This is a genomic window from Paenibacillus hamazuiensis (assembly GCF_023276405.1).
GTDB lineage: Bacteria > Bacillota > Bacilli > Paenibacillales > NBRC-103111 > Paenibacillus_AF > Paenibacillus_AF hamazuiensis.
Genome location: NZ_JALRMO010000001.1, coordinates 8,375,744 through 8,395,626, shown reverse-complemented (window position 1 = coordinate 8,395,626; position 19,883 = coordinate 8,375,744). Strand labels below are relative to the sequence as shown.

Genomic DNA, 19,883 nt, shown 5'->3' with positions numbered 1-19,883 from the left:
TTACTTTTTAAATTGCAGCATTTTCCGTCTGCCCTGCAGCATCTGCTCGAACTGCCATTTTTTCATCTTCTTCACCCGGCTCATCTCTTTCCGCGCTTCTTCGTCCACGCCGAGAATCTCATGCAAATGCGCAGCGATAACCATAAGGGCAAAGCAAATCCACGTTATGCCAAATACGTTCGGCAGCGTCATGCCTTCGCCGATATCGAGCCGGGGGACGGCATAAAACAGCATCCCCAAGGCGATGGCCATGTACACGATATTTTTCGTCCCTTTTCCTTTCACAGAGCCGTTCACTCCCATCTTCATCAGCGTCCCAGTTTCAGCTTATGAGGATGCGGGACAAAATAGAACCTGTCCGCCGCTCAGGCGCGCACTTGCACTTTCTTCTGCATCACCACGCGGGACATCCGGCCGTAACCGAGCACCAGCAGCCACGGGATAATCATGCTCAGGAGGAAACCCGTAACGGTATATACATGGTAGCCTCCCACCTGCTCGGGTAAAAAATAGGTGCGCCAAAAGGACAATACGGACGGATGCACGAGATAGATGCCGAACGACGCGGCTCCAAGCGCAAGCAAAGCTTGCGACAGCCGGGGCACTCTGACGGTCAGCAGCCGCCCGAACCAAATAAACGCAGCCGAGGCGAGTATGGGGTAAAGGTTAAAAAGCAGCTCGTACCAGATGGCGGGTAAGTAAATGCCCTTCCATTGCTCCAGCTCGAACAGCATCATAAAGGCCCCTCCGCAAAGCAGCGCCGCCGGAGCAATCCAGCCGATATGCTTGCCCAGCCACGCGACAAAAGCATCGTAATACAAACCGATAAAACCCCCGAGCGTAAACAGGCTGAAATACGTCGCACACAGTGATGCGGAGTGCTCGAAGGAGTAGCCGTAACGCTGGATTTCGTAAAAAACGACTTGAATGGTAAGCCCGACAAGCCAAAGCAACCGCCGGAACCAGACAAAACGGGCGCAAAGCGTCATCAAAAGCGGGAACAGCAAATAAAATTGCACGATAATGACGATGAAATACAAGTGGTATGCGGCATCCGACCAGGGGAGAAGCTCCGCAAATTCACGCCAGTCCAAGCGGATGCGGGTGCGGTCGACAAGCCACTGGTCGTAGATGTAGTAAAAAAACGACCAAATCAAATACGGAATGACAATCTGCTGAATTCTTTTGCGATAAAATTGAGCCGCCTGTCTGGCGCCCCAATCGCCGGAATAACGGTAAAACAAAACGAGTCCGCTCAGAAAAATAAACACAGGCACCGCAAAATTGCTCAGCTTGTTGATCGCGAGATAGATGCTTTGTCCGATGCTCCCGGACGGCAGCTCCACAGTCGCTTCGCTCGTACCGTGAATCGTAAGCACCGCCAATATCGCAATAGCCCGAACGATGTCCAGCTCGATCAGTTTTCTTTTCGCCATGTCAGATCCTTTCGCGCTATGTAAAAGGTTTGTAAAGATTTCTTTATTTTTTGATTGTATCATAAAGAAGGCACAACCGGGAAGCTTGTAAAATTACTTAACATCACTTATATTCACTTAAATATGCTTATTTTCACTTGAAATACTTAAGCAATAGTGATTAAATAAATACATCCGATAGGAATCAGATGCGTTTATCACTTAAAAAGGAGGAGATTCGACTGTATCAGGAGGAACGTATCATCGCCATTTTGCAGTATATGAAAGAACACGGACGGATCAGCGTCGATACGATCTGCGAACGGTTCGGCGTTTCCCGGGATACGGCAAGAAGGGATATGGTCAAGCTGGAGGAGCAGGGCAGCATTTTACGCACGCGCGGCGGAGCCATCCTGCCCACCCTTTCCAAAGATATTCCGACCTACGATAAAAGAATGACCGACGAAACCGCCTCGAAACGGGCTATCGGCAAGCTGGCCGCCTCACTCATTCAGGATCGGGATTTTCTGCTCATGGACGCGTCGACCACCGTTTGGTGCGCCGCGGAGGAAATGCGTACCGAGAAAAACGTCGTCGTCACCAACTCGATCGACATCGCCTCCGCGCTGATCGCGAAGCCGGGAATGACCGTTCACATGCTGGGCGGGCAGCTTAATGCGGAGCACCGGTATATTTTCGGAGCGAGAACGCTCGAAATGCTGCGGGATTACCAGGTCGACAAGCTGCTGCTCGGCACGTGTGCGATCACGCTTGACGGCATCTCCACCCCTTTTGAAGAAGAAGGCTACGTGATGCGTGAAATGATGAAAAGGTCGGATCAGGTGATTTTGCTGGCCGATCACTCCAAGTTCGGCAAAAGGCAGTTTCATCGCGTGGCGGGCTTCGAATCGATCGATATTTTGATCACCGACAGAGAGCCGGATGAGCCGCTGCGGGAAGAGCTTCAGAAACACCAAGTGAACATTATGCTGACGGAAGGAGTGTCGCAAACGTGATTCAACTTATGATTACCGACTTGGACGGAACGCTGCTGACCCACGACAAGAAGGTGCGCCTGGAGGAAAAAAGAGCTATTCGCGAAGCGGCCCTGCAAGGGGTGCGTTTCGGTATGGCGTCCGGGAGGATGCATCCGGAAATGGCCGTCATCGCCCGGGACATCGGCATTCCGATGCATATCGTTTCGCAGAACGGGGCGTTCGTTCATACGTCGGAAGGAAAGCAGCTTCGGGAAACATTTTTTATGCCGGAGACCGTGAGGCAGATCATGCGGATCGGGGCGAAATTCGACCTGCTGTCCGTCGTTTGCGCATTCGACCGCAACATCGTCGCCGCATGGGATGAACGCGCCGAGAGGAAACAGGAGAGAATGTCCATCAAGCTGAGCTTCGAGCCGGATGTGCTTGAGCGGCTTGGCGGCGGCGTGGACTGCAGCAAAATTACCTTTTTCGGACCCATCGATTTGCTGCTGCAGCTGCAAACGGATATTCGAAATGCGATGGGTCATGAAACGGATACGTTCATCTCCGACGCCGATTGTTTGGACGTCATGCCCCGCGGCATTTCCAAAGGCAGCGGTCTCGGCATCCTGATGGAACATCTCGGACTTGAGCCGGAGCAGGTCGTATGCATCGGCGATTCGTTCAACGACGTGCCGATGTTCCGTGCAGTGTCCCACAGCTTCGCTATGCCGGGCAGCCATCCGGATGTGCGCAGATATGCCCGATATAACGCAAACAGCGTATCCCACGCCATCGAGTGGCTGCTGAGCTTTAACCGCAAGCGTAAAATCGCCGGTTTTCCGGGAGGTGACTGATCGTGGCAATGAGACTTCTTTGGATCGGCTGCTTCTCGTATTTGCTCATCGGCTTCACGCATGTGATCATCGGCTCGGTTCTGCCGGAGCTGCTGCACTTGTACGGCAAAAGCTACAGCGCCGGCGGCGACCTCGTTTTCGCCCAATTTTTCGGGCTGCTGACCGGCGTGCTCTGCATGCCTTGGCTGGTGCGAAGGCTCGGACGGCGCAGCAGCCTTGTGCTGGCGTTCGGCTGCATGACGGTGGCGGAGACGTGGATCAGCTTTCTCCCCCCTTGGCCCGGTCTGCTGCTGCTCGCGTTTGCCGCGGGCTTCGGCTTCGGGCTCGTGGAATCGAGCGTCGGCACGCTCGTGCTGCGGGCTGTCCGGGACCGTCAAGCGGTTGCCATGAGCCGGCTTGAGGTGTTTTTCGGGCTCGGCGCGCTCTTGATGCCGTTTATTTCCGGGTTTTTGATCGCTTACGGGCTGTGGACGTGTTCGTTTTGGTTTCTGGGCTTGTCTTCGCTGTGCATGCTGCTGTTTTGGCGGAAGCTGTCGTTCGGCGAGGAAATGGACGCGTATTTGATTCATCGCAGCGGCGCAGAGCCGGAGAGTTCCGGAGAAACGGCGGCGGGTCGGGCCGAAGCGGAGGGAACCTCACCTGTCAAAGCCGCGGCTGCCGTGGGATATCGCCGAGGTTCGCTGCCTCTGCTTATCGCATTTATCGCCGTATTTTTCATGTACGTGGGAAGCGAAGTCAGCCTCATTCATTACCTGCCATCCGTGTTCATCGAAAATTTCTCGCTCACCAGCTCGGCCAGCACGATCAGCGTCACGATCTACTGGGCCGCCATGGTCGCCGGCCGCATGGTCGCCGGCTTCGCAGCGGAGCGGGCCGGGTACGCCCGCTACCTGCTGCTCACCTGCATCGTCAGCGTCTTCGCGCTGATCGGCCTCGCCGTTGCCGCCAATCTTTGGGCGGCGTATGCGCTCGTGCTGGCGCTCGGGCTGCTGATGGCCGGCATGTTTTCGATCGCGCTGGTGTATGCGAACCAGCTGCTGCCCGGCACGACGGAGCGGACGACGAGCCTGCTCATCGCATCCGGCGGCCTCGGCGGCGCCGTGATGCCGCTCCTGCTCGGGCGGCTGATGGATGCCGCTTCGGCATCCGCTTCTTTATGGTGCGTGAGCGGGGCCGCTCTCCTCATGTTCGGCCTCATCGGCGCCGCGAGATTAGGGCAGGCGAAGCGGATGAGCGTGTCCGCGTGACAAACGGATGCGGCGCTGAGAGCGGCTTTTTCCTCCTCTCGCGCGGACACGCGGCGCTCCCGGGCGGCTGTTAGCCGGTTTTGCCGCCTCTCGGCCGATACGCACCGCCGATTCTGCGCTCCGCCGATGCCGAGAGCGGCTTTTTCCTCCTCTCGCGCGGACACGCAGCGCTCCCGGGCGGCTGTTAGCCGGTTTTGCCGCCTCTCGGCCGATACGCACCGCCGATTCTGCGCTCCGCCGACGCCGAGAGCGGATTTTTCCTCCTCTCGCGCTGCACCGCGGCGCTCCCGGGCGGCTGTTAGCCGGTTTTGCCGCCTCTCGGCCATCCCGCACCGCCGCTTCGGCGCTCCGCCGACGCCGAGAGCGGCTTTTTCCTCCTCTCGCGCTGCACCGCAGCGCTCCCGGGCGGCTGTTAGCCGGTTTTGCCGTCTCTCGGCCACCCCGCACCGCCGCTTCTGTGCTCCGCCGACGCTGAGAGCGGCTTTTTCCTCCTCTCGCGCGGACACGCGGCGCTCCCGGGCGGCTGTTAGCCGGTTTTGGCGTCTCTCGGCCACCCCGCACCGCCGCTTCTGCGCTTCGCCGGCGCCGAGAGCGGCTTTTTCCTCCTCTCGCGCTGCACCGCAGCGTTCCCGGGCGGCTGTTAGCCGGTTTTGCCGTCTCTCGGCCACCCCGCACCGCCGCTTCTGTGCTCCGCCGGCGCCGAGAGCGGCTTTTTCCTCCTCTCGCGCTGCACCGCGGCGCTCCCGGGCGGCTGTTAGCCGGTTTTGGCGCCTCTCGGCCACCCCGCACCACCGCTTCAATGCTTCGACGACGCCGAGAGCGCTTTTCCACTCTCGCCCGGACACGCGGCGCTCGGCTGCCCTCCAACGCCCGTACTCCTTTACCGGAGTGCGGGCGTTTTTGTATGCATCCGCCCGCTATTTGGGTGGCGATGGACCTGTTTTCTTTTCACCAAGGTAAAAATGTCCTCATATGATGAATTAGTTAGCTTTATTCAAGCCAGAAAGTCGGTGCTGGAAGGAGTTCGGTTCATGAAAAGAACAAAAGTCAGGGTACAAGTGCAAAGTGCCAGCATCTACATGGACGATAAGGTTATACTGCTCGGGGAAACCGTGATCAAAAAATGGAAGATCCCGACAGGGCAAACCTTGAATTTGCGCTTCGGTTCTTTCAAGCACGACGTGAAGGTTGCTTCGAGTCAGCAGCCTCTGGCCCTGCGCCTGTCGGACTCGCTTGCATCCAAGATGGGCCTGACGGGCGGCAGGCAGCTATGCCTGAAATACAGCGCAACCTCCCGCACCCTGAGCATCGGACCTCTTATCGGAGTTATGGTCAGCCGGGTATTCAGCAGTTCACCGGATCGTCCGTTCGGCACGATCACGGCGTTTTGCCGCGAAATGACCGACGCCTGCGAGGAGCACGGAGCTTTTGTTTATTTTTTCACGCCGGACGATATTAGCCCCCGCAGCGACACGGTGAAAGGATATACGTATTCGGGGCGCTGGATCCGAAATTCGTTTCCGGTCCCCCATGTCATTTACAACAGGCTGACTTCGCGCAGATACGAAAATCGTCCGGTCGTCCAGCAATTTATCCAAAACGCCAAGCTTCATCACCACAGCAGCATTTTTAACGAGAAATATCTCAATAAAAACGAAGTGTTCGATGCCCTGCGCAAGGAAGCGTCGCTGCACATTTATTTGCCGGAGTCGCATTTGCTGAGAAACGCACAATTGCTGAAGGGCATGTGCACGAAACATGCCACCGTATTTCTCAAACCGATAACCGGCAGCCTCGGCAAAGGCATCGTCCGGATTCGGCGGCAGGAGAGCGGAAGTTACGTTTGCCATTATGCGGGCGTAAACGGCACCCGCAAGCAGGCGTTCCCGAGCCTCACCGCCATGGTCCAGGCGCTCGCCGGAAAAATTAAAACCCGGCGTTACCAGGTTCAGCAGGGACTGAACCTGATCTCCGTCGGCAACCGTCCCGTCGACTTCCGCTCGCTCGTGCAGCGGGATAAAACCGGACAATGGGGAGTCACGTCCATTGTCGGACGCATCGCGGGAAACCATCACTTCGTGTCCAATCTGGCACGGGGGGGCACGTTATGCCCTGTGAAGGAGGCGATCGCCCGCTCCAACGCGGCAAACAAAACCAATGCGGCGGCAAGGCTGAAGCGCGCTTCGCTCCTGATCGCCAAAGGAATCGAGTCGCAAATTAACGGCCACTTCGCCGAACTCGGGATCGACCTGGCGATGGATACCGCGGGCAAGGTGTGGCTGCTGGAAGTCAATTCGAAGCCTTCCAAGGACGACAATACCTCTCTGCAGGCGGATCGCAAAGTGCGCCCTTCCGTGAAGCAAGTCGTCCAATACGCGCGTTATCTCGCCAAGTTTTGACCGGCTAGCAGGAAGGGGGAAAACGACCATGCCCGAAATGTTGCGGCAGCGGTTTCTAGGCATTATGACGTCCCCTGCGGAAGGAGAAATCCCTTTTCGGAATCGGGGCTTTTACCGTCAGCTCTGTTTGCTTGGGGCCAAAGCGGGGCTGGCCGTTTATGTGTTTTCGCCGCAAGACGTCGACTGGATGACGCGGACGACAGCCGGATACGCTTATGACGCCGCGGCCGGGTCGTGGTGCAAACGCCGGTTTCCGCTGCCGGATGCCGTGTATGACCGATGTTTTTTTTCCGGCAGAAAGCAGTATCTCGAATACCGCAAACAAGTGCGCCGGCTGAGCGGCGCGGGCATCGCCTTCCTCGGGGTAGGACTTGGAGGCAAATGGGACGTCCACCGCATGCTGCTGCGCGAACGGGAGCTGGCGCCGTATTTGCCCGAGACGACTCCGTACGCCGGCCCGAAAACGCTGGAGGCTTGGTTCGGGCGGCATGACGATGCGTTTCTGAAGCCGCTGGCCGGCTCCCAAGGCAAAGGCGCGCTGCACGTGCACAAAGACAAGGCGTCCGGCCTCTACCTCATCAACGGCAGGGACCGGCACAACCGAACGGTTCAATTGACCATTGCCGGGTTTACCCAACTGCAGCTCTGGCTCGAGCGCTTCATCCGCGGGCGCAGCTATTTGCTGCAGCGTTACCTCGCGTTAACGACGCCGGAAGGCGAGGCGTTCGACGTTCGCTCGCTGGTGCAAAAGGACGGCAGCGGCCGCTGGCGTCTGACCGGCATGGCCGTTCGTCGCGGGCGCCCCGGCAGCGTCACCTCCAACCTGCACGGCGGAGGCGACGTGGCGGAGATGATGCCGTTTCTCGCCGCACAATTCGGCGAGACGCACGCCGGGCGCATCGCAGCGGAGCTTGCCGCACTCTCCCGCCGGCTTCCGCCGGCGCTTGAACGCCGGCATGGCCGGCTTGCCGAGCTCGGCCTCGATTTCGGCATCGATGCCGCAGGCCGCGTCTGGTTTCTGGAGGCCAATTCCAAGCCGGGGCGCTCGATTTTTGCCAGGCTGAACGATTCCGAAGCCAGGCTGAACGCCTTGGCCAGCCCGATTCGCTATGCCGGGTACTTGATAAAGAGAACGTGGAATGGAGCAGATATACGAAAACTTGGCTTAGAAGAAGCTCCTTATTTTCCGAGGAGGAGTACAGGAGGACAATCATGAGTATCACTACCTGCACGATTCATGTGACGCAACGGCCGGAGAGAGCCATCTATCTCACCAGCGAGCTCGCCAAAACGTTAAAGCTGGCCAAGACAAAAACCGTGACTCTTCGGCTTGGGACCAAAAAGACGAACGCACCGCTAAAAATATTGAAAAAATCCGGGAGGCACGCCTACTTCCCTCCCTCGCTCGCCAGCGCCATCAAAATCCCGCCTTCGGGCTCCAGCATGATCATGTCGACGACCGGCAAAGACATTCAATTCGGTCCGCTCATCGGCATCATGACCGGGGTTCTTGCGAGCGAGTCGCGCCCTTTCGGCACGCGAACCGGCCTGATCCGCGAATTTATGAGTCCGGGCGAAGGCCGTTCGTTCACGTTCGCCTTCTCCCCGCGCCATGTCAATTGGGCGCAGGAGACGGTGCTCGGTTACTTTCCCCGCAAGGACGGCGGTTGGGTTCGCCGGACGGTGCCTTTGCCGGACGTCGTGTATAACCGGCTGCCGAGCCGCAAAGCCGAAAAGCTCGCCTCGATGGACAGCTTCAAGCAGCGTTTTCTGCGCCGGGGCATTCCGCTGTTCAACTGGGCTTTTTTCGACAAATCGGACGTCTACAACCTGCTTGAAGGGACGGAAGCGTTCAGGCATGTGCCCGAATCGCGAATGAATCCGACGCAAGCGCAAATCAAGGATATGCTGGAGAGGCACAAATTCATTTACCTGAAGCCGACCGGCGGATCGCTTGGCATCGGCATTTACCGGCTGACCTACAATCCGAAGCGAGGGTATTACGCCCGCTTCCGCAGGGCCGGCAAAAACGTGCTGCTCCGCTTCAGCAAGTTCGAGGGATTGTATAACCACATCAGCCGCCGCAACGGACGGCTGAACCATTATGTCGCCCAGCAGGGCATCCGCCTGATCGAAATCGATAACTGCCCGATCGACTTCCGCTTCCACCTGACGAAAAACAGCAGCAACGAGTGGGTCGTCGCCGGCGTCGGCGCGAAAAAGGCGGGCAAAGGCAGCGTCACGACCCACGTGCGCAACGGCGGCCAGCTGCTTACGCCGGAACAGGCGCTGCGGCAAGCTTTCGGCAGCCGCGGCGACGAAGTGCTGGATAAAGCGAAAGAGACCGTCATCCAGCTTGCCGAAGCGATCGAACGAAAGCATCGGCACATGCTGGGCGAGCTCGGATTTGACATCGGCATCGATCAAAACGAGGGGATTTGGATGTTCGAAGCGAACTCGAAGCCGGGACGCTCGATTTTTAAACATCCGGCCTTAAAAGGACAGGGGAAAGCGACGCTCAATCACATTTTCGACTTTTGCCAATATTTGAGCCGATTTCGCCCAAGGAGGGAAGCTTGAGTGGACGACATCGACATCGACGCCGTCGTACACGAAAAACGGCCACGGCCCACCCTGGCTATACTCACTTATGACGACGGCGAAAGAATTTTTCGCGGAAATCGGGAAAATTATATCGACCTGATCCGCACCGGCCAGGAGCTCGGCGTGAACGTCTACGTGACGACCACGTCCGACTTCAAGATATCCGGCAAGAACACGCTTGGCTACGTTTACGATTTTAACGCAAAAAGGTGGAAAAAAACGGAGGTGCCGGTTCCTAACGTCGTCTACAACCGGATCCCGTTCCGCAAGTTCGAGCTGCTGCCCGAAGTTCAGCAAACGCTACAGGCCTGCCTCAAACACGGGCAAATCCGCCTGTTTAATCCGTCGTTTTTTAACAAGTGGACCTTGTTCGAATGGCTGAACAAATCGGACGTTACCCGCAAGCTGGTGCCGGCCACGCAGAAGCTGACGACGAGCGAGGATCTCGCGGAGCTGCTGCAGAAGCACCGGGCGTTGTACTTGAAGCCGGTTCGCGGCAAGGCGGGCAAAGGCATCATGAAGGTCGCCAAAAGCACGAGCAAGCTGCGTCCGAACGATTTTCAATTATCGATTCAGGATAAAACCCGCAGCATTATATCCTATTATCCGACGATTTCCTCGCTTTGGACGCAAATCCGCAATTTGGCGGGAAATCAGGATTACATTATGCAGCAGGCCATCCCGCTCGCGACATTCAAAAACCGGCCGTTCGATTTGCGCGTGCTCGTGCAAAAAAACGCCAAGGGACACTGGTCGGTAGCCGGCGTCGGAGCGCGCCTTGCCGGCAAGCTGAGCATTACGACCCACGTGCCGCGCGGCGGGTCGATCGACAATCCGAAAAAACTGCTGTCCTCTACCTTCGGCCTGCAGGACACCAAGAAAATCATCCGGCGGACGAAACGGACCGCCATCACGATCGCAAAGCAAATCGAAAAAGCGTCCGGACAGACGCTGGGGGAAATGTCGATGGATCTCGGAGTCGATACGAAGGGAAACCTGTGGTTTTTCGAAGCCAACTCGAAGCCGATGAAATTCGACGAACCGCCGATACGCAAAAGATCGCTGGAAAACCTGATCAATTACTCGGCATTTTTGGCAGGGATGAAAAAAAGGAAACGCACGCGTGCCCGCAAACGAATCCGCACCCGCATGCGGACGCGTTCCCCCTTGGCTGCGCCTAAGCGAAAAAAAGCGTCTGTCCGTCTTTTAAAGCCTACGGAAGGCGGTTGATGCTGCATGGCGTCTTTACGTCTCGGCATTTTGGCCATGTATTTGAGCGAGAAACGGCTGGAGGAACGGTCGTTTTTCCGCAAGTTATGCATTCATGGAAAACGGCTCGGCATCGAGCCGTTCGTTTTCACTCCCGACGATGTCGATGCTTCCAGGCAGCTGGTGCATGCGCAGTATTACGATCCGGGTACGGGAATGTGGCGGCGCAAATGGATTTCGCTCCCACAGATCGTTTATGACCGCTGCCGCTACCATGGGGTAAACAATTACCGCAAAATCCAGGCTTTCCGAAGCCGGTATAAGCTGCACTATATCAGCAAGCCGCTCGCCAACAAATGGACCATGCACCAGATTTTGCTCGAAAGCGAGAAAATAGCGCCTCATTTGCCCCAAACGGTGCAGTATAGGGACGATAAGGCGCTCAGCCGCATGCTGAAGGAGCATCGGCTTGTTTACTTGAAGCCGCGAGGCGGCACCGGCGGCCGCGGCATCGTGCGCATCGAACGTATCGGCACGAACACTTTCCTGCTGCAGGGCCGCGACCAGCAGCGGCGCATCATGATGCCCCGGCAGGTGAGCGTACGCGGCATTGTGCGAACGCTAAACGGCTTTCCGCTCGCTCAAAGATATCTCGTCCAGCAGGGAATTCCGCTGAAGCTGAAAGATGGCCGCGTACACGACTACCGCATGCTCGTGCAAAAAAACGGCAGCGGCGAATGGGAGATCACCGGCTGCGCCGGCAGGATCGGTCCGAAGCGCTCGGTCACGTCGAATCTCCATGGCGGCGGCATCGCGGTGCCGATGGAGAAGCTGCTCGAAGGGCGCTTCCCAAGCGCGAAGGTGGAGCAGATCAAACGCGAAGCGTACCGGCTCGGGCTCGATGTCGCCGAACATCTTGAGAAGCGGTTCGGCAGCTTCTGCGAGGCGGGCATCGATTTGGCCGTCGATCCGACCGGCCATGTCTGGCTGCTGGAGGTCAACCCGAAGCCGTCCCGCGAGGTATTTTACCGCATCGGCCAGCTGTCGACGTACCGCAAGGCGATCACCCGGCCGCTGGAGTACGCGCTTTGGGTTCATAAGCAGGGCAAGGCGAAAGCCTCGCAGGCAGGCCCTTTCCATGAATTCGGTCCTGCGGACGGCTTGTCATGATGAAAGCCCTTGACTCCGTTTAAAAAAAAAGGATGCCCCCCGCACGCAGCGGAAAGTGCATCCTTTTTTTTGGGGCTGCATTCGCTTAACCCAAATGCCCGAGCAGCTCGCCGAACCGGCGGATCACGATGTGCGCCCCTTCCAGCTCGCCTTCCTTACGGAAGCCGGCGTAGTCGCAGCCGACGACGGTGAGCCCGTTTTTGCGTCCGGCTTCGACATCCGAGGAACGGTCGCCGACCATCCAGGCGCTCTTGATTCCGTGCTTATCCAGCAGCAGCCGAACCAGATCGACCTTGGAGGAGGTCTTGTATTCCCCGGCGCTGTACAGGCCTTCAAAGAGCGGCGCAATCCCTTTATGCTCCGGCACCTGCTTTACATAAGCTTCGAGGCCGTTGCTCGCGACAAACAACCGGAACCCCCGCTCTCTCATCTCCCGTAAAGCGGAAGCCACTTCGTCGTACAGCTCTCCTTGCCCGCGGCGCAAGCCTTCGAGCTGGTACTCCAGCAAAAGCTCGTCCGCACGCAAACGGGCTTCCTTCGAGGAGCCCGGCATCACGTTTTGCCAAATATGCTCCAGCAGCATCCCAAGGCTTCCCAAAATTCTCTCTTCCGGAGGCGTCGGCCCTGCAAACAGCCCTTCCGCCCTCAATTGGTCAAATGTGGCATGGTAGGCCGGCAGCAGCAAAGTTTCCGTTTTAAACAACGTTCCGTCAAGGTCAAAAAGAAGCGCCTCCGGCCGTTCCCCGGATTTCGATGACATTTTTATTCCACTCCCTTGTTCTTTCTGAATTCTATGTCTATACAAGCACGAACAAGGGGGGCGTGTCAATCGACCCGGTTAAAAACGGACAAATGTCACATACTGGTTTTAAGCATATGAACCGGAACCTTGAAGAGAAAAAGAAACGTCAAGGTGATAAAGAAGGACAGCACATAGGCTATCCACGATCTTTTTTGATGCAGACGAAGCATGGGGAACATGATGAAATCAAAACTGATCGACCACCAGTAGCTCCAACCGTGATGGTAATCGATCCGCCCGAACCTTTCCCAGACGAATTCAACCAAGGCGTATACGGCTATCCAAAAAACGATATGAAGCAGTTTTCTCCCAATCGTCCCTTCGGGAAAACGAGCCAAGTAAAGCAGCACCGTGCAGGGGAATACGATGAACGTATACATCAGTTCGGTTACGGCTTCGGGGAATACTTCCGGATGGAACTCCCAAAGAACCCACTCGTACGTCAGGACATTGTAGAGCAGATTCCCGACAATTACGTAAAGCAGGGATGTATGGAGCTCCGGCGCTTTTCTCCATACTCCGGTTAATAAAACCGCTAAAATACTGACCGCGGCAACGGTTAGGTGCATCCAAGTTACCCTCTCTTTGCGCTTCCGATTGCTATACTTTTTACCATCCCCATCCATCCGTTGGAATATACAATATTTGTAAAATATTTCGTCGTAAACTTGCTTTTGAATGCATTTCGAGGGTATGCCATTGGTACGAAATAGTCATAGCGACGATGACCTCCCCCATATCCATAATATAAAAAGGATGAACTCGCTCATGAGCCCAACCTGCCGTATCGAAGACCGGATCGCCGAAGGAGCTCTTGTCAACTCGAAGGTAACGCTCGGCCAAGCAGGTTATACGCTTCTTCACAGCAACAATCCCGAATACCTCGGGGGACAGCAGCTCAAACAGCAGGCCGTCGCCGACAACGGGTTTTATTTGTACCAGGACGTATCTCCCGGCCGCACCCGGGTGTTTTTTTACCATTACAACAACACAAGTGCACCCGTTATCATGCGCGTACGCGTACGGAATCCGAATGCGTCGGCGGTATATCTGTACCTGAACCGAACCGGACATGCCGTTCATTCAACCTCCATTTTCGCCGGTACCAGGGCGTGGGATGCCTGGCTGACGAACCATCCCCGCGGCCGCGACATGTACAAAGCGACTCTTCACCCCGGGGAACCTTTCGTGCTGCTTGAAACCGGCGCCGTGGGCGTCGACCAAACGGCAGCCGGCATCGTCGATTTTGTCGCCCATAACGACCGATCCGATCCGATGCCGATTGAGGTGACCGTCTACGCGTTCTGGAAAAAGGCGGCTCCGGTGCTGGAGGCGACCCAGCCCGATCCGTATTACCAGATATTGCCCGATCGTCCCGATGCGGACCCTTGCTTTAAGGGGCAAAGGGTCGGCTACGGGGAATACTGCTTCGAAGCGCAGGTGCGCGGCACATTCCCCTCATGTTCCCGCACCGCCTATATTCCGTGGAGCACGGCCGCCGGCACGGAGTACGTCGAGCTGTTCAACCGGCATTCGAACCCGCGAGCGCTGGCCGGAGAGTTCGAGCCAGGCATTGACCGAACGACCGGAAACACCGTCTATGTCGCCAATTACGGCGTCGATTATACGCTGCATTATTTGCTCACGGACGAGGCAGGGGCCGGCGCGGCGCGGGCGTTCATGCAAAATCCGTATGACAGCGGTCAATATTTTATCTTCAGCGACGACTCGACGACCAGGTACTGCGGACCGGTCTCGTCCGATCAAAGCTGGGGCTTCAAATATTTGAAGCTGGACGCGAGCCGCGTCTATCCTTTATGGACGACGATTCCCGGAGGCTTCGGCGGCAAGCTGCAAATCGTCTGGAAAACCTGATGCCCGCTCGCTTTTCGGCAGCTCTGCGGCCGGGCGAAGCCCGGCCATGTTTCTTTGCAGCATTTTGTTGTATGCTGGAGATATGTCTATTTTTTCTCCAAAGGAGCCATGATGGGCGTCATGTTCAAAATCAGCGCTTTTGCCAAAATCAGCCGGGTTTCCGTCAAAACGCTGCGGTTTTACGATGAGCTTGGCTTGCTGAAGCCCGCTCACGTCGACGAATTTACCGGCTATCGCTACTATTCCCCCGAACAGCTGCTGACGGTAAAGCGGATCTCCGCTTTCAAGGAACAGGGCTTTACCCTCGAGCAGATCAAGCCGCTTTTGGATGACGGCGTGTCCCCCGAACAGGTCAAGCAGCTCGTCGCAGCCAAACGCGCGGAGCTGGAGCGCACCATCCGGGAGGCGGAGCGCCGGCTCGGGGAAATGGACGCAAGGCTTGCCCGCCTTGAGCGGACTGTGCCTTCTGCGGATCAGCCGGAGGTGAAGCTGCAAAACGTAAAACCGCAGCTCGTCGCATCCGTACGCGCCGTCTGCCCCCGTTCGCACCTGTGCCTGCTGCTGGACGAAGTCAAGGCGTACGTGCGTGCGCACGGCGAAGACGACAACGCCCCGCTGACCGTGCTTTGGCACGATTGCGGCGGCGAGGGGGAACACTCCGACGTGGAGGTTGCCGTAGCCATCTCCAAGGAGATTCCCGGCAGCGACAGAGTGAGCGTCAAATGGCTGCCGGAACTGAAGGCGGCGGTCCTCGTGCATCGCTGCGACCCTTACGTCAGCTCGTGCCCCGCTATGGACGAGCTTGCTTCGTGGATGGCCGCAAACGGCTGCCGCCCTTCCGACACGGAGCCCGTCCGCGAGACCTATTTGACTCCGGACAAAGAGATTTACGGGAGCTCGAGAACGGCGGAGCTTATCGTTCCCGTCGTGCCCGCCGTTTCCTGAATCTTCTTGAACGTCGGCTGAAATCGCCTCTTGACTCTCCCCTTAAGGGGAAGGTGTAGTGTAGATTTACATCTACCGATAAGGAGTGAGGTTCATGAGACGTTTGGAAGGAAAAACAGCCATCGTTACAGGAGGAGGCAGAGGAATCGGAAGAGGGATTGCCCTTCGCCTCGCGGAGGAAGGCGCTCTCGTCGCGGTGCACTACGGCAGGCGGCGCGATGCGGCGGATGAAGTCGTTCGTACGATTGAGGACAATGGAGGCGCCGCCTTCGCCGTCGAAGCGGATCTCGAATCCGTTGACGGCGTGCACCGGCTCGTTCGTTCGCTGGATGAGGAGCTCGCCACGCGGAGCGACAGCCGGCATTTCGATATTTTGGTGAACAATGCCGGTATCGGCACCTCGTCTACCTTTGAGGAAACGACGGAGGACATGTTCGACGGGCTGTTTGCCGTCAATGTGAAGGCGCCGTTTTTCCTCGTGCAGCAGTCGCTGTCCCGCATCCGGGATGGAGGCCGCATCATCAATATATCGTCCGGCGTCACACGGATCGCTTATCCGCACATCATGGCGTACAATTTGACCAAGGGCGCCATCAATACGTTCACGCTGCATCTCGCCCAGCTGCTCGGACTGAGGGGCATTACCGTCAACGCGGTCCTGCCCGGCATCGTCGACACCGACGTCAACGCCTCGTGGCTCCATACGCCGGAAGGTCGCAAACACGCGGAGGACATATCGGCGCTGGGACGGATCGGAGAACCTTCCGACATCGCCGATATCGTCGCGTTCCTTTCATCGTCCGATAGCCGCTGGATCACCGGGCAGCTGCTCGACGCCACCGGCGGGTCGCATCTTTAAGCCGGAAAGCCGCCTTTTGGCGGCTTTTTTTAATGATAAATAATTTATGGATCTGTCCTTTTTGTCAAAATCGTCGCCCTCGAAAAAATAAATAATATTACATTTTATCCATATTATGTTTAGACGGCAGATGTAATATCTTGTATTTTAATGTATGTTATTGTAACTCAAATAAATTAAGGGAGAGATTTTATTGAAAAAAATGATTTGTCTGATGGTTGCACTTTTTCTACTGATCCCCGCACTAGAGGTTTCGGCAGCAACGGTAAGTTTACCATTGTCTGATGGCGCAGACGGAACTTCGGTTACCGCATACGCTGCGGGATGGATTGAGGGAGATGCCGTCCCCTCTGAACCTATCAACACCCGATACGTGATGCCGATCTCGGTAAACCTCAAAAGCAGTTCTCTTTCACCGGAACCTCCTACTGAATCCGGCCTGGAAAGCGCTAATTCAAACGAAGTCTCAGCGTTACCTCAAAACCCTTCCCTGACGGCACCCTCTGTATATGGCATATCTGGAAATGCACAAATCACTCTTGCGTGGAACTCGGTTCCAAACGCCGATTCATATAATATAAAACGCAGTCTCACCTCCGGTGGTCCTTACGCTATTATCGTGAACCTGCCTGCAACAAGTTATAGTTATACTGACAACTCCGTAACAAATGGTATTACTTACTATTATATCGTAACGGCTGTTAATTCCAATGGAGAAAGCGCCGATTCAAACGTAGTATCCGTGACGCCCGAAGATCCTATATTAAGTACCCCACAGATCCAATGGACATCGTTTGGCGATTCGGTAGTTAATAATTATTGGAACACGATTCCCGGTTCAACGGGGTACAATCTAAAACGTTCAACATCGCCAGGAGGGCCTTATACAACAGTAACCACCACCACTTATACATCTTATAGCGATACTTCCGTCACCAATGGAATTACGTATTATTACGTAGTTTCTGCTTTAAAAAGCAGCGGTGGGGAAAGCGGGTATTCAAGAGAGATATCCGTCACGCCTCGCATCCCTGTTCCTCCACCAGTGGCACCGACGAACCTAACCGGCGAAGTTAGCAACGGACATGTCATTTTGAACTGGAATGCATCAAATAATGCAGCGGCTTATAACGTTAGACGCTCAGTCTACGCCGGCGGCCCGCACATGTTATTGGCTTCCACCGTAACGGGAACAACCTACACGGATGCTTCCGCTGCCGCGGGCGTTACTTATTACTACGTCGTTTCTGCGATCGGAGCAGGCGGCGAAAGTAATCCTTCCAACGAAGCTTCAGTGACGATTCCCAATCAACCTAATCTGGACATCGCTATTGCAGAAACCAAGGTTGCAGTTGGAGATGAAATTAAAGCTAATGTGGTATTGAAGAACGTCAACAACATTTATGCTGAAGATTTCTCCGTACATTATGATAATAATCGCTTCGAATATTTAGGTATCGAGGAAGTATCAGGCTACAAAATTTATAACACCCCTATAGATCAAAACGGTACAATTCGTTTTATTATTGCAAGCCAAGGACAGGCATATGGCATTAACGGCGAAACTATAATCTTAAAGCTGAAGCTGCGTGCAAAAGCGGCAGGGACCGGCAAGATAGACGCGTTCAAATGCCGTATTGCGAACACCGAACGTGAATTTGATTTAGACGAAAATTCTTGTTTGGAGGACACCGTACTGATCGGTGATGTACAGGACGTCAACAAATCGGGAGATTACACGCTTCTTGACCTGGCTATAGATGCTTACTATTACGGCAAACACGCCTCCAACGCCGATCCGGTAAAATATAACGTCAATCAAGCGGGCGATGAATTTGTAACAAACGAGGACCTTGTTTACATTGTCAATAAAATCCTTGCCAATTCAAACTACACGCCTAATCACTAACAAAAAATCCCCGCCAGCCTCGCTAGCGGGGATGTCTTCTTATCATCCCAGATAAAAACTAAACTTCCCCTTAAGGTAATCCCCCTAAAAAACCGTCTTCACTCCCTGCCCCGCCTTCAAAATCTCCACCGCTTCGCGGAACCTCATCGAATGAACCACTTCCCGCTCCCGCAAAAACTTAAGGCCGTCCTGTAAGTCGACGTCGTCCGTCAAATCGATCAGCCATTGATACGTGGCGCGTGCTTTCTCCTCAGCGGCTATGTCTTCGTACAGATCGGCGATCGGATCCCCTTTCGCCTGTATGTAGGTGGCCGTCCACGGCACTCCCGAAGCGTTTTGATAAAACAAAGCCTTGTCATGGTTGGCGTAATGATCGTCGAGTCCGGCGGCTCTGAGCTGTTCCGGGGTGGCATCCTTCGTAAGCTTGTAAACCATGGTCGCGATCATCTCAAGGTGCGCAAATTCCTCCGTCCCTATATCCGTCAACAGCCCGATGACTTTATCTGGTATCGAATAGCGCTGGTTCAAATAACGCAGCGCCGCCGCAAGCTCGCCGTCCGCACCGCCGTATTGTTCCAGCAGCAGCTTTGCCATGCGCGGATCGCATTTGCTGACCCTGACCGGGTATTGCAGCTTTTTTTCATAAATCCACATAAGGGCCTGCTCACTCCTTTACGTTTATACTTGCCACGGCCAGGGTGTCTCCACCCACTGCCACGGGCTTCTGGAGTAACTGTGACCGAACTGCATGAGCGGCCCGTATTCCTGCTCGAACTGAAAGGCCAGCTTGTGGCGCTGCTGCGACATCTGATTGAACTGCGCGATGGCCTGTTCGTCCCAAGGATGCGTATCCAGGTAAAGCGTGAGCTCGACGAGTACAAAATCGACGGCCTGAAGCTCCTGCAGCAGTTGGTAATAATGTTCCGACAACGGATTGGACACGGCTTATTTCCCCCTTTCTACTTGAACGGATTCGGTTCATAATGACTATACAAGGCGGGCCAAAGCGTTCCCCGCATCAAAGCCTCCTGGGGCGAAAATTGCGGCAGATTCGGCGGCTGAAATTGAATAAATAACTGAGGCGGGGTGCTGTACGTCTTGACGATAATCGGCGGACAAGGGTCAAAAGGACCGACGAACGGGTGGTACACCTTTTCATTGCTGATCACGGACGATCCTCCTTCGTAAAACGATCTACCAATATGTATAGATGGAAAGGATGTCCATTATGTGTGGCGTTTGGATAAAACAAAAGCTCACCTAATCGGTGAGCCCTTGTACATACAGCATATCTTCGACAGCCTCATTGGAGTTTTCCTCACTGATCAGACCGTTTTCCAGCAAATGCTCGCGGATTGCTCCCGCCTCGTTTACAACCGGCCAATCATTATCATAAAGCCTTTGTTCCGACCAAAAGCCGACGATTTCCTTGATTTCCTGCAAAAGCTCCTGCTCCGGTACGTTGACAACACAGCCCGCCAAAACCTTTTTCAAATTAACCCGGATGGTTGTTCGGAAACTGATTTTCATCGGAATCACTTCCCAAGGTTCTTATAATATCAGTATATGTGCGAGTCCGATGATGTGCTAACATCCCGAGTCTCCCCGCAAGACC

At 55.5% G+C, this 19,883-nt stretch carries 20 protein-coding genes; 12 read left to right on the top strand and 8 right to left on the bottom strand.

From position 1 onward, the window contains the following. The gene (locus tag MYS68_RS36885; protein WP_338043659.1) at positions 1–285 is read right to left on the bottom strand and encodes a hypothetical protein; all 285 of its coding nucleotides are present in this window, start codon (positions 283–285) and stop codon (positions 1–3) included. A gap of 80 nt (positions 286–365) precedes the next feature. Beyond that, complete coding sequence (locus tag MYS68_RS36880) at positions 366–1,436, bottom strand: acyltransferase (RefSeq protein ID WP_248930497.1); 1,071 nt, start codon at positions 1,434–1,436, stop codon at positions 366–368. A 221-nt stretch (positions 1,437–1,657) separates the two neighbouring features. Between MYS68_RS36880 and MYS68_RS36875 the strand changes: the two genes are divergently transcribed. The 8 genes from MYS68_RS36875 (at position 1,658) to MYS68_RS36840 (ending at position 11,878) form a co-directional block, all read left to right on the top strand. Then, positions 1,658–2,431 (top strand): DeoR/GlpR family DNA-binding transcription regulator, encoded by a 774-nt coding sequence (locus MYS68_RS36875; RefSeq protein ID WP_248931144.1) that lies wholly within the window; start codon positions 1,658–1,660, stop codon positions 2,429–2,431. Then, entirely contained in the window at positions 2,428–3,249 is an 822-nt protein-coding gene (locus tag MYS68_RS36870; RefSeq protein ID WP_248930496.1) for an HAD family hydrolase, read from the top strand. The genes MYS68_RS36875 and MYS68_RS36870 overlap by 4 nt, the downstream gene beginning before the upstream one ends. 8 nt (positions 3,250–3,257) lie before the next feature. Beyond that, on the top strand, positions 3,258–4,496 hold the full coding sequence (locus MYS68_RS36865; RefSeq protein ID WP_248931143.1) for an MFS transporter: 1,239 nt from the start codon (positions 3,258–3,260) through the stop codon (positions 4,494–4,496). A gap of 1,031 nt (positions 4,497–5,527) precedes the next feature. Beyond that, complete coding sequence (locus tag MYS68_RS36860; protein WP_248930495.1) at positions 5,528–6,895, top strand: YheC/YheD family endospore coat-associated protein; 1,368 nt, start codon at positions 5,528–5,530, stop codon at positions 6,893–6,895. Positions 6,896–6,923: 28 nt separating this feature from the next. After that, positions 6,924–8,111: a YheC/YheD family endospore coat-associated protein gene (locus MYS68_RS36855; protein WP_248930494.1), complete on the top strand. Its 1,188-nt coding sequence runs from the start codon at positions 6,924–6,926 to the stop codon at positions 8,109–8,111. After that, positions 8,108–9,475, top strand: coding sequence for a YheC/YheD family endospore coat-associated protein (locus MYS68_RS36850; protein WP_248930493.1), 1,368 nt, complete (start codon positions 8,108–8,110; stop codon positions 9,473–9,475). The genes MYS68_RS36855 and MYS68_RS36850 overlap by 4 nt, the downstream gene beginning before the upstream one ends. After that, the gene (locus MYS68_RS36845; protein ID WP_476742046.1) at positions 9,476–10,729 is read left to right on the top strand and encodes a YheC/YheD family endospore coat-associated protein; all 1,254 of its coding nucleotides are present in this window, start codon (positions 9,476–9,478) and stop codon (positions 10,727–10,729) included. Between the two features lie 6 nt (positions 10,730–10,735). Then, positions 10,736–11,878, top strand: coding sequence for a YheC/YheD family endospore coat-associated protein (locus MYS68_RS36840; protein ID WP_248930492.1), 1,143 nt, complete (start codon positions 10,736–10,738; stop codon positions 11,876–11,878). Between the two features lie 85 nt (positions 11,879–11,963). Here MYS68_RS36840 and MYS68_RS36835 read toward each other — a convergent pair whose 3' ends face one another. Both MYS68_RS36835 and MYS68_RS36830 read right to left on the bottom strand, forming a co-directional pair. Beyond that, positions 11,964–12,638: an HAD family hydrolase gene (locus tag MYS68_RS36835; protein ID WP_248930491.1), complete on the bottom strand. Its 675-nt coding sequence runs from the start codon at positions 12,636–12,638 to the stop codon at positions 11,964–11,966. Positions 12,639–12,733: 95 nt separating this feature from the next. Beyond that, on the bottom strand, positions 12,734–13,249 hold the full coding sequence (locus tag MYS68_RS36830; protein WP_248930490.1) for a CBO0543 family protein: 516 nt from the start codon (positions 13,247–13,249) through the stop codon (positions 12,734–12,736). 199 nt (positions 13,250–13,448) lie between these two features. Here MYS68_RS36830 and MYS68_RS36825 point away from each other — a divergent pair, with 199 nt between their 5' ends. From MYS68_RS36825 to MYS68_RS36810, 4 genes are all read left to right on the top strand, one after another. Then, positions 13,449–14,555, top strand: coding sequence for a hypothetical protein (locus MYS68_RS36825; RefSeq protein ID WP_248930489.1), 1,107 nt, complete (start codon positions 13,449–13,451; stop codon positions 14,553–14,555). A 120-nt stretch (positions 14,556–14,675) separates the two neighbouring features. Further along, positions 14,676–15,500, top strand: coding sequence for a MerR family transcriptional regulator (locus MYS68_RS36820; RefSeq protein ID WP_248930488.1), 825 nt, complete (start codon positions 14,676–14,678; stop codon positions 15,498–15,500). 94 nt (positions 15,501–15,594) lie between these two features. Then, complete coding sequence (locus MYS68_RS36815) at positions 15,595–16,359, top strand: SDR family oxidoreductase (protein ID WP_248930487.1); 765 nt, start codon at positions 15,595–15,597, stop codon at positions 16,357–16,359. A gap of 202 nt (positions 16,360–16,561) precedes the next feature. Continuing rightward, on the top strand, positions 16,562–18,268 hold the full coding sequence (locus MYS68_RS36810; protein ID WP_248931141.1) for a cohesin domain-containing protein: 1,707 nt from the start codon (positions 16,562–16,564) through the stop codon (positions 18,266–18,268). Between the two features lie 84 nt (positions 18,269–18,352). Here the strand turns inward: MYS68_RS36810 and MYS68_RS36805 are convergent, their stop codons facing one another. The 4 genes from MYS68_RS36805 to MYS68_RS36790 form a co-directional block, all read right to left on the bottom strand. Then, positions 18,353–18,922 (bottom strand): manganese catalase family protein, encoded by a 570-nt coding sequence (locus MYS68_RS36805; RefSeq protein WP_248930486.1) that lies wholly within the window; start codon positions 18,920–18,922, stop codon positions 18,353–18,355. Positions 18,923–18,946: 24 nt separating this feature from the next. Further along, a complete protein-coding gene (locus MYS68_RS36800; RefSeq protein WP_248930485.1) occupies positions 18,947–19,210 on the bottom strand; it encodes a spore coat protein CotJB in 264 nt (87 codons plus the stop codon). 17 nt (positions 19,211–19,227) lie between these two features. After that, positions 19,228–19,437 carry a spore coat associated protein CotJA gene (locus tag MYS68_RS36795; protein ID WP_248930484.1) on the bottom strand — a complete coding sequence of 70 codons (210 nt, stop codon included), beginning with the start codon at positions 19,435–19,437 and terminating at the stop codon, positions 19,228–19,230. A gap of 91 nt (positions 19,438–19,528) precedes the next feature. Then, complete coding sequence (locus MYS68_RS36790; RefSeq protein ID WP_248930483.1) at positions 19,529–19,798, bottom strand: hypothetical protein; 270 nt, start codon at positions 19,796–19,798, stop codon at positions 19,529–19,531. Between the last annotated feature and the right edge of the window lie 85 nt (positions 19,799–19,883).

Bases quoted from the DNA above. Each gene is read 5' to 3' on its own strand.
- MYS68_RS36880 (WP_248930497.1), bottom strand. From the start codon at position 1,436: ATGGCGAAAAGAAAACTGATCGAGCTGGACATCGTTCGGGCTATTGCG.
- MYS68_RS36865 (WP_248931143.1), top strand. From the start codon at position 3,258: ATGAGACTTCTTTGGATCGGCTGCTTCTCGTATTTGCTCATCGGCTTC.
- MYS68_RS36860 (WP_248930495.1), top strand. From the start codon at position 5,528: ATGAAAAGAACAAAAGTCAGGGTACAAGTGCAAAGTGCCAGCATCTAC.
- MYS68_RS36855 (WP_248930494.1), top strand. From the start codon at position 6,924: ATGCCCGAAATGTTGCGGCAGCGGTTTCTAGGCATTATGACGTCCCCT.
- MYS68_RS36850 (WP_248930493.1), top strand. From the start codon at position 8,108: ATGAGTATCACTACCTGCACGATTCATGTGACGCAACGGCCGGAGAGA.
- MYS68_RS36840 (WP_248930492.1), top strand. From the start codon at position 10,736: ATGGCGTCTTTACGTCTCGGCATTTTGGCCATGTATTTGAGCGAGAAA.
- MYS68_RS36835 (WP_248930491.1), bottom strand. From the start codon at position 12,638: ATGTCATCGAAATCCGGGGAACGGCCGGAGGCGCTTCTTTTTGACCTT.
- MYS68_RS36830 (WP_248930490.1), bottom strand. From the start codon at position 13,249: ATGCACCTAACCGTTGCCGCGGTCAGTATTTTAGCGGTTTTATTAACC.
- MYS68_RS36825 (WP_248930489.1), top strand. From the start codon at position 13,449: ATGAGCCCAACCTGCCGTATCGAAGACCGGATCGCCGAAGGAGCTCTT.
- MYS68_RS36820 (WP_248930488.1), top strand. From the start codon at position 14,676: ATGTTCAAAATCAGCGCTTTTGCCAAAATCAGCCGGGTTTCCGTCAAA.
- MYS68_RS36815 (WP_248930487.1), top strand. From the start codon at position 15,595: ATGAGACGTTTGGAAGGAAAAACAGCCATCGTTACAGGAGGAGGCAGA.
- MYS68_RS36810 (WP_248931141.1), top strand. From the start codon at position 16,562: ATGATTTGTCTGATGGTTGCACTTTTTCTACTGATCCCCGCACTAGAG.
- MYS68_RS36805 (WP_248930486.1), bottom strand. From the start codon at position 18,922: ATGTGGATTTATGAAAAAAAGCTGCAATACCCGGTCAGGGTCAGCAAA.
- MYS68_RS36790 (WP_248930483.1), bottom strand. From the start codon at position 19,798: ATGAAAATCAGTTTCCGAACAACCATCCGGGTTAATTTGAAAAAGGTT.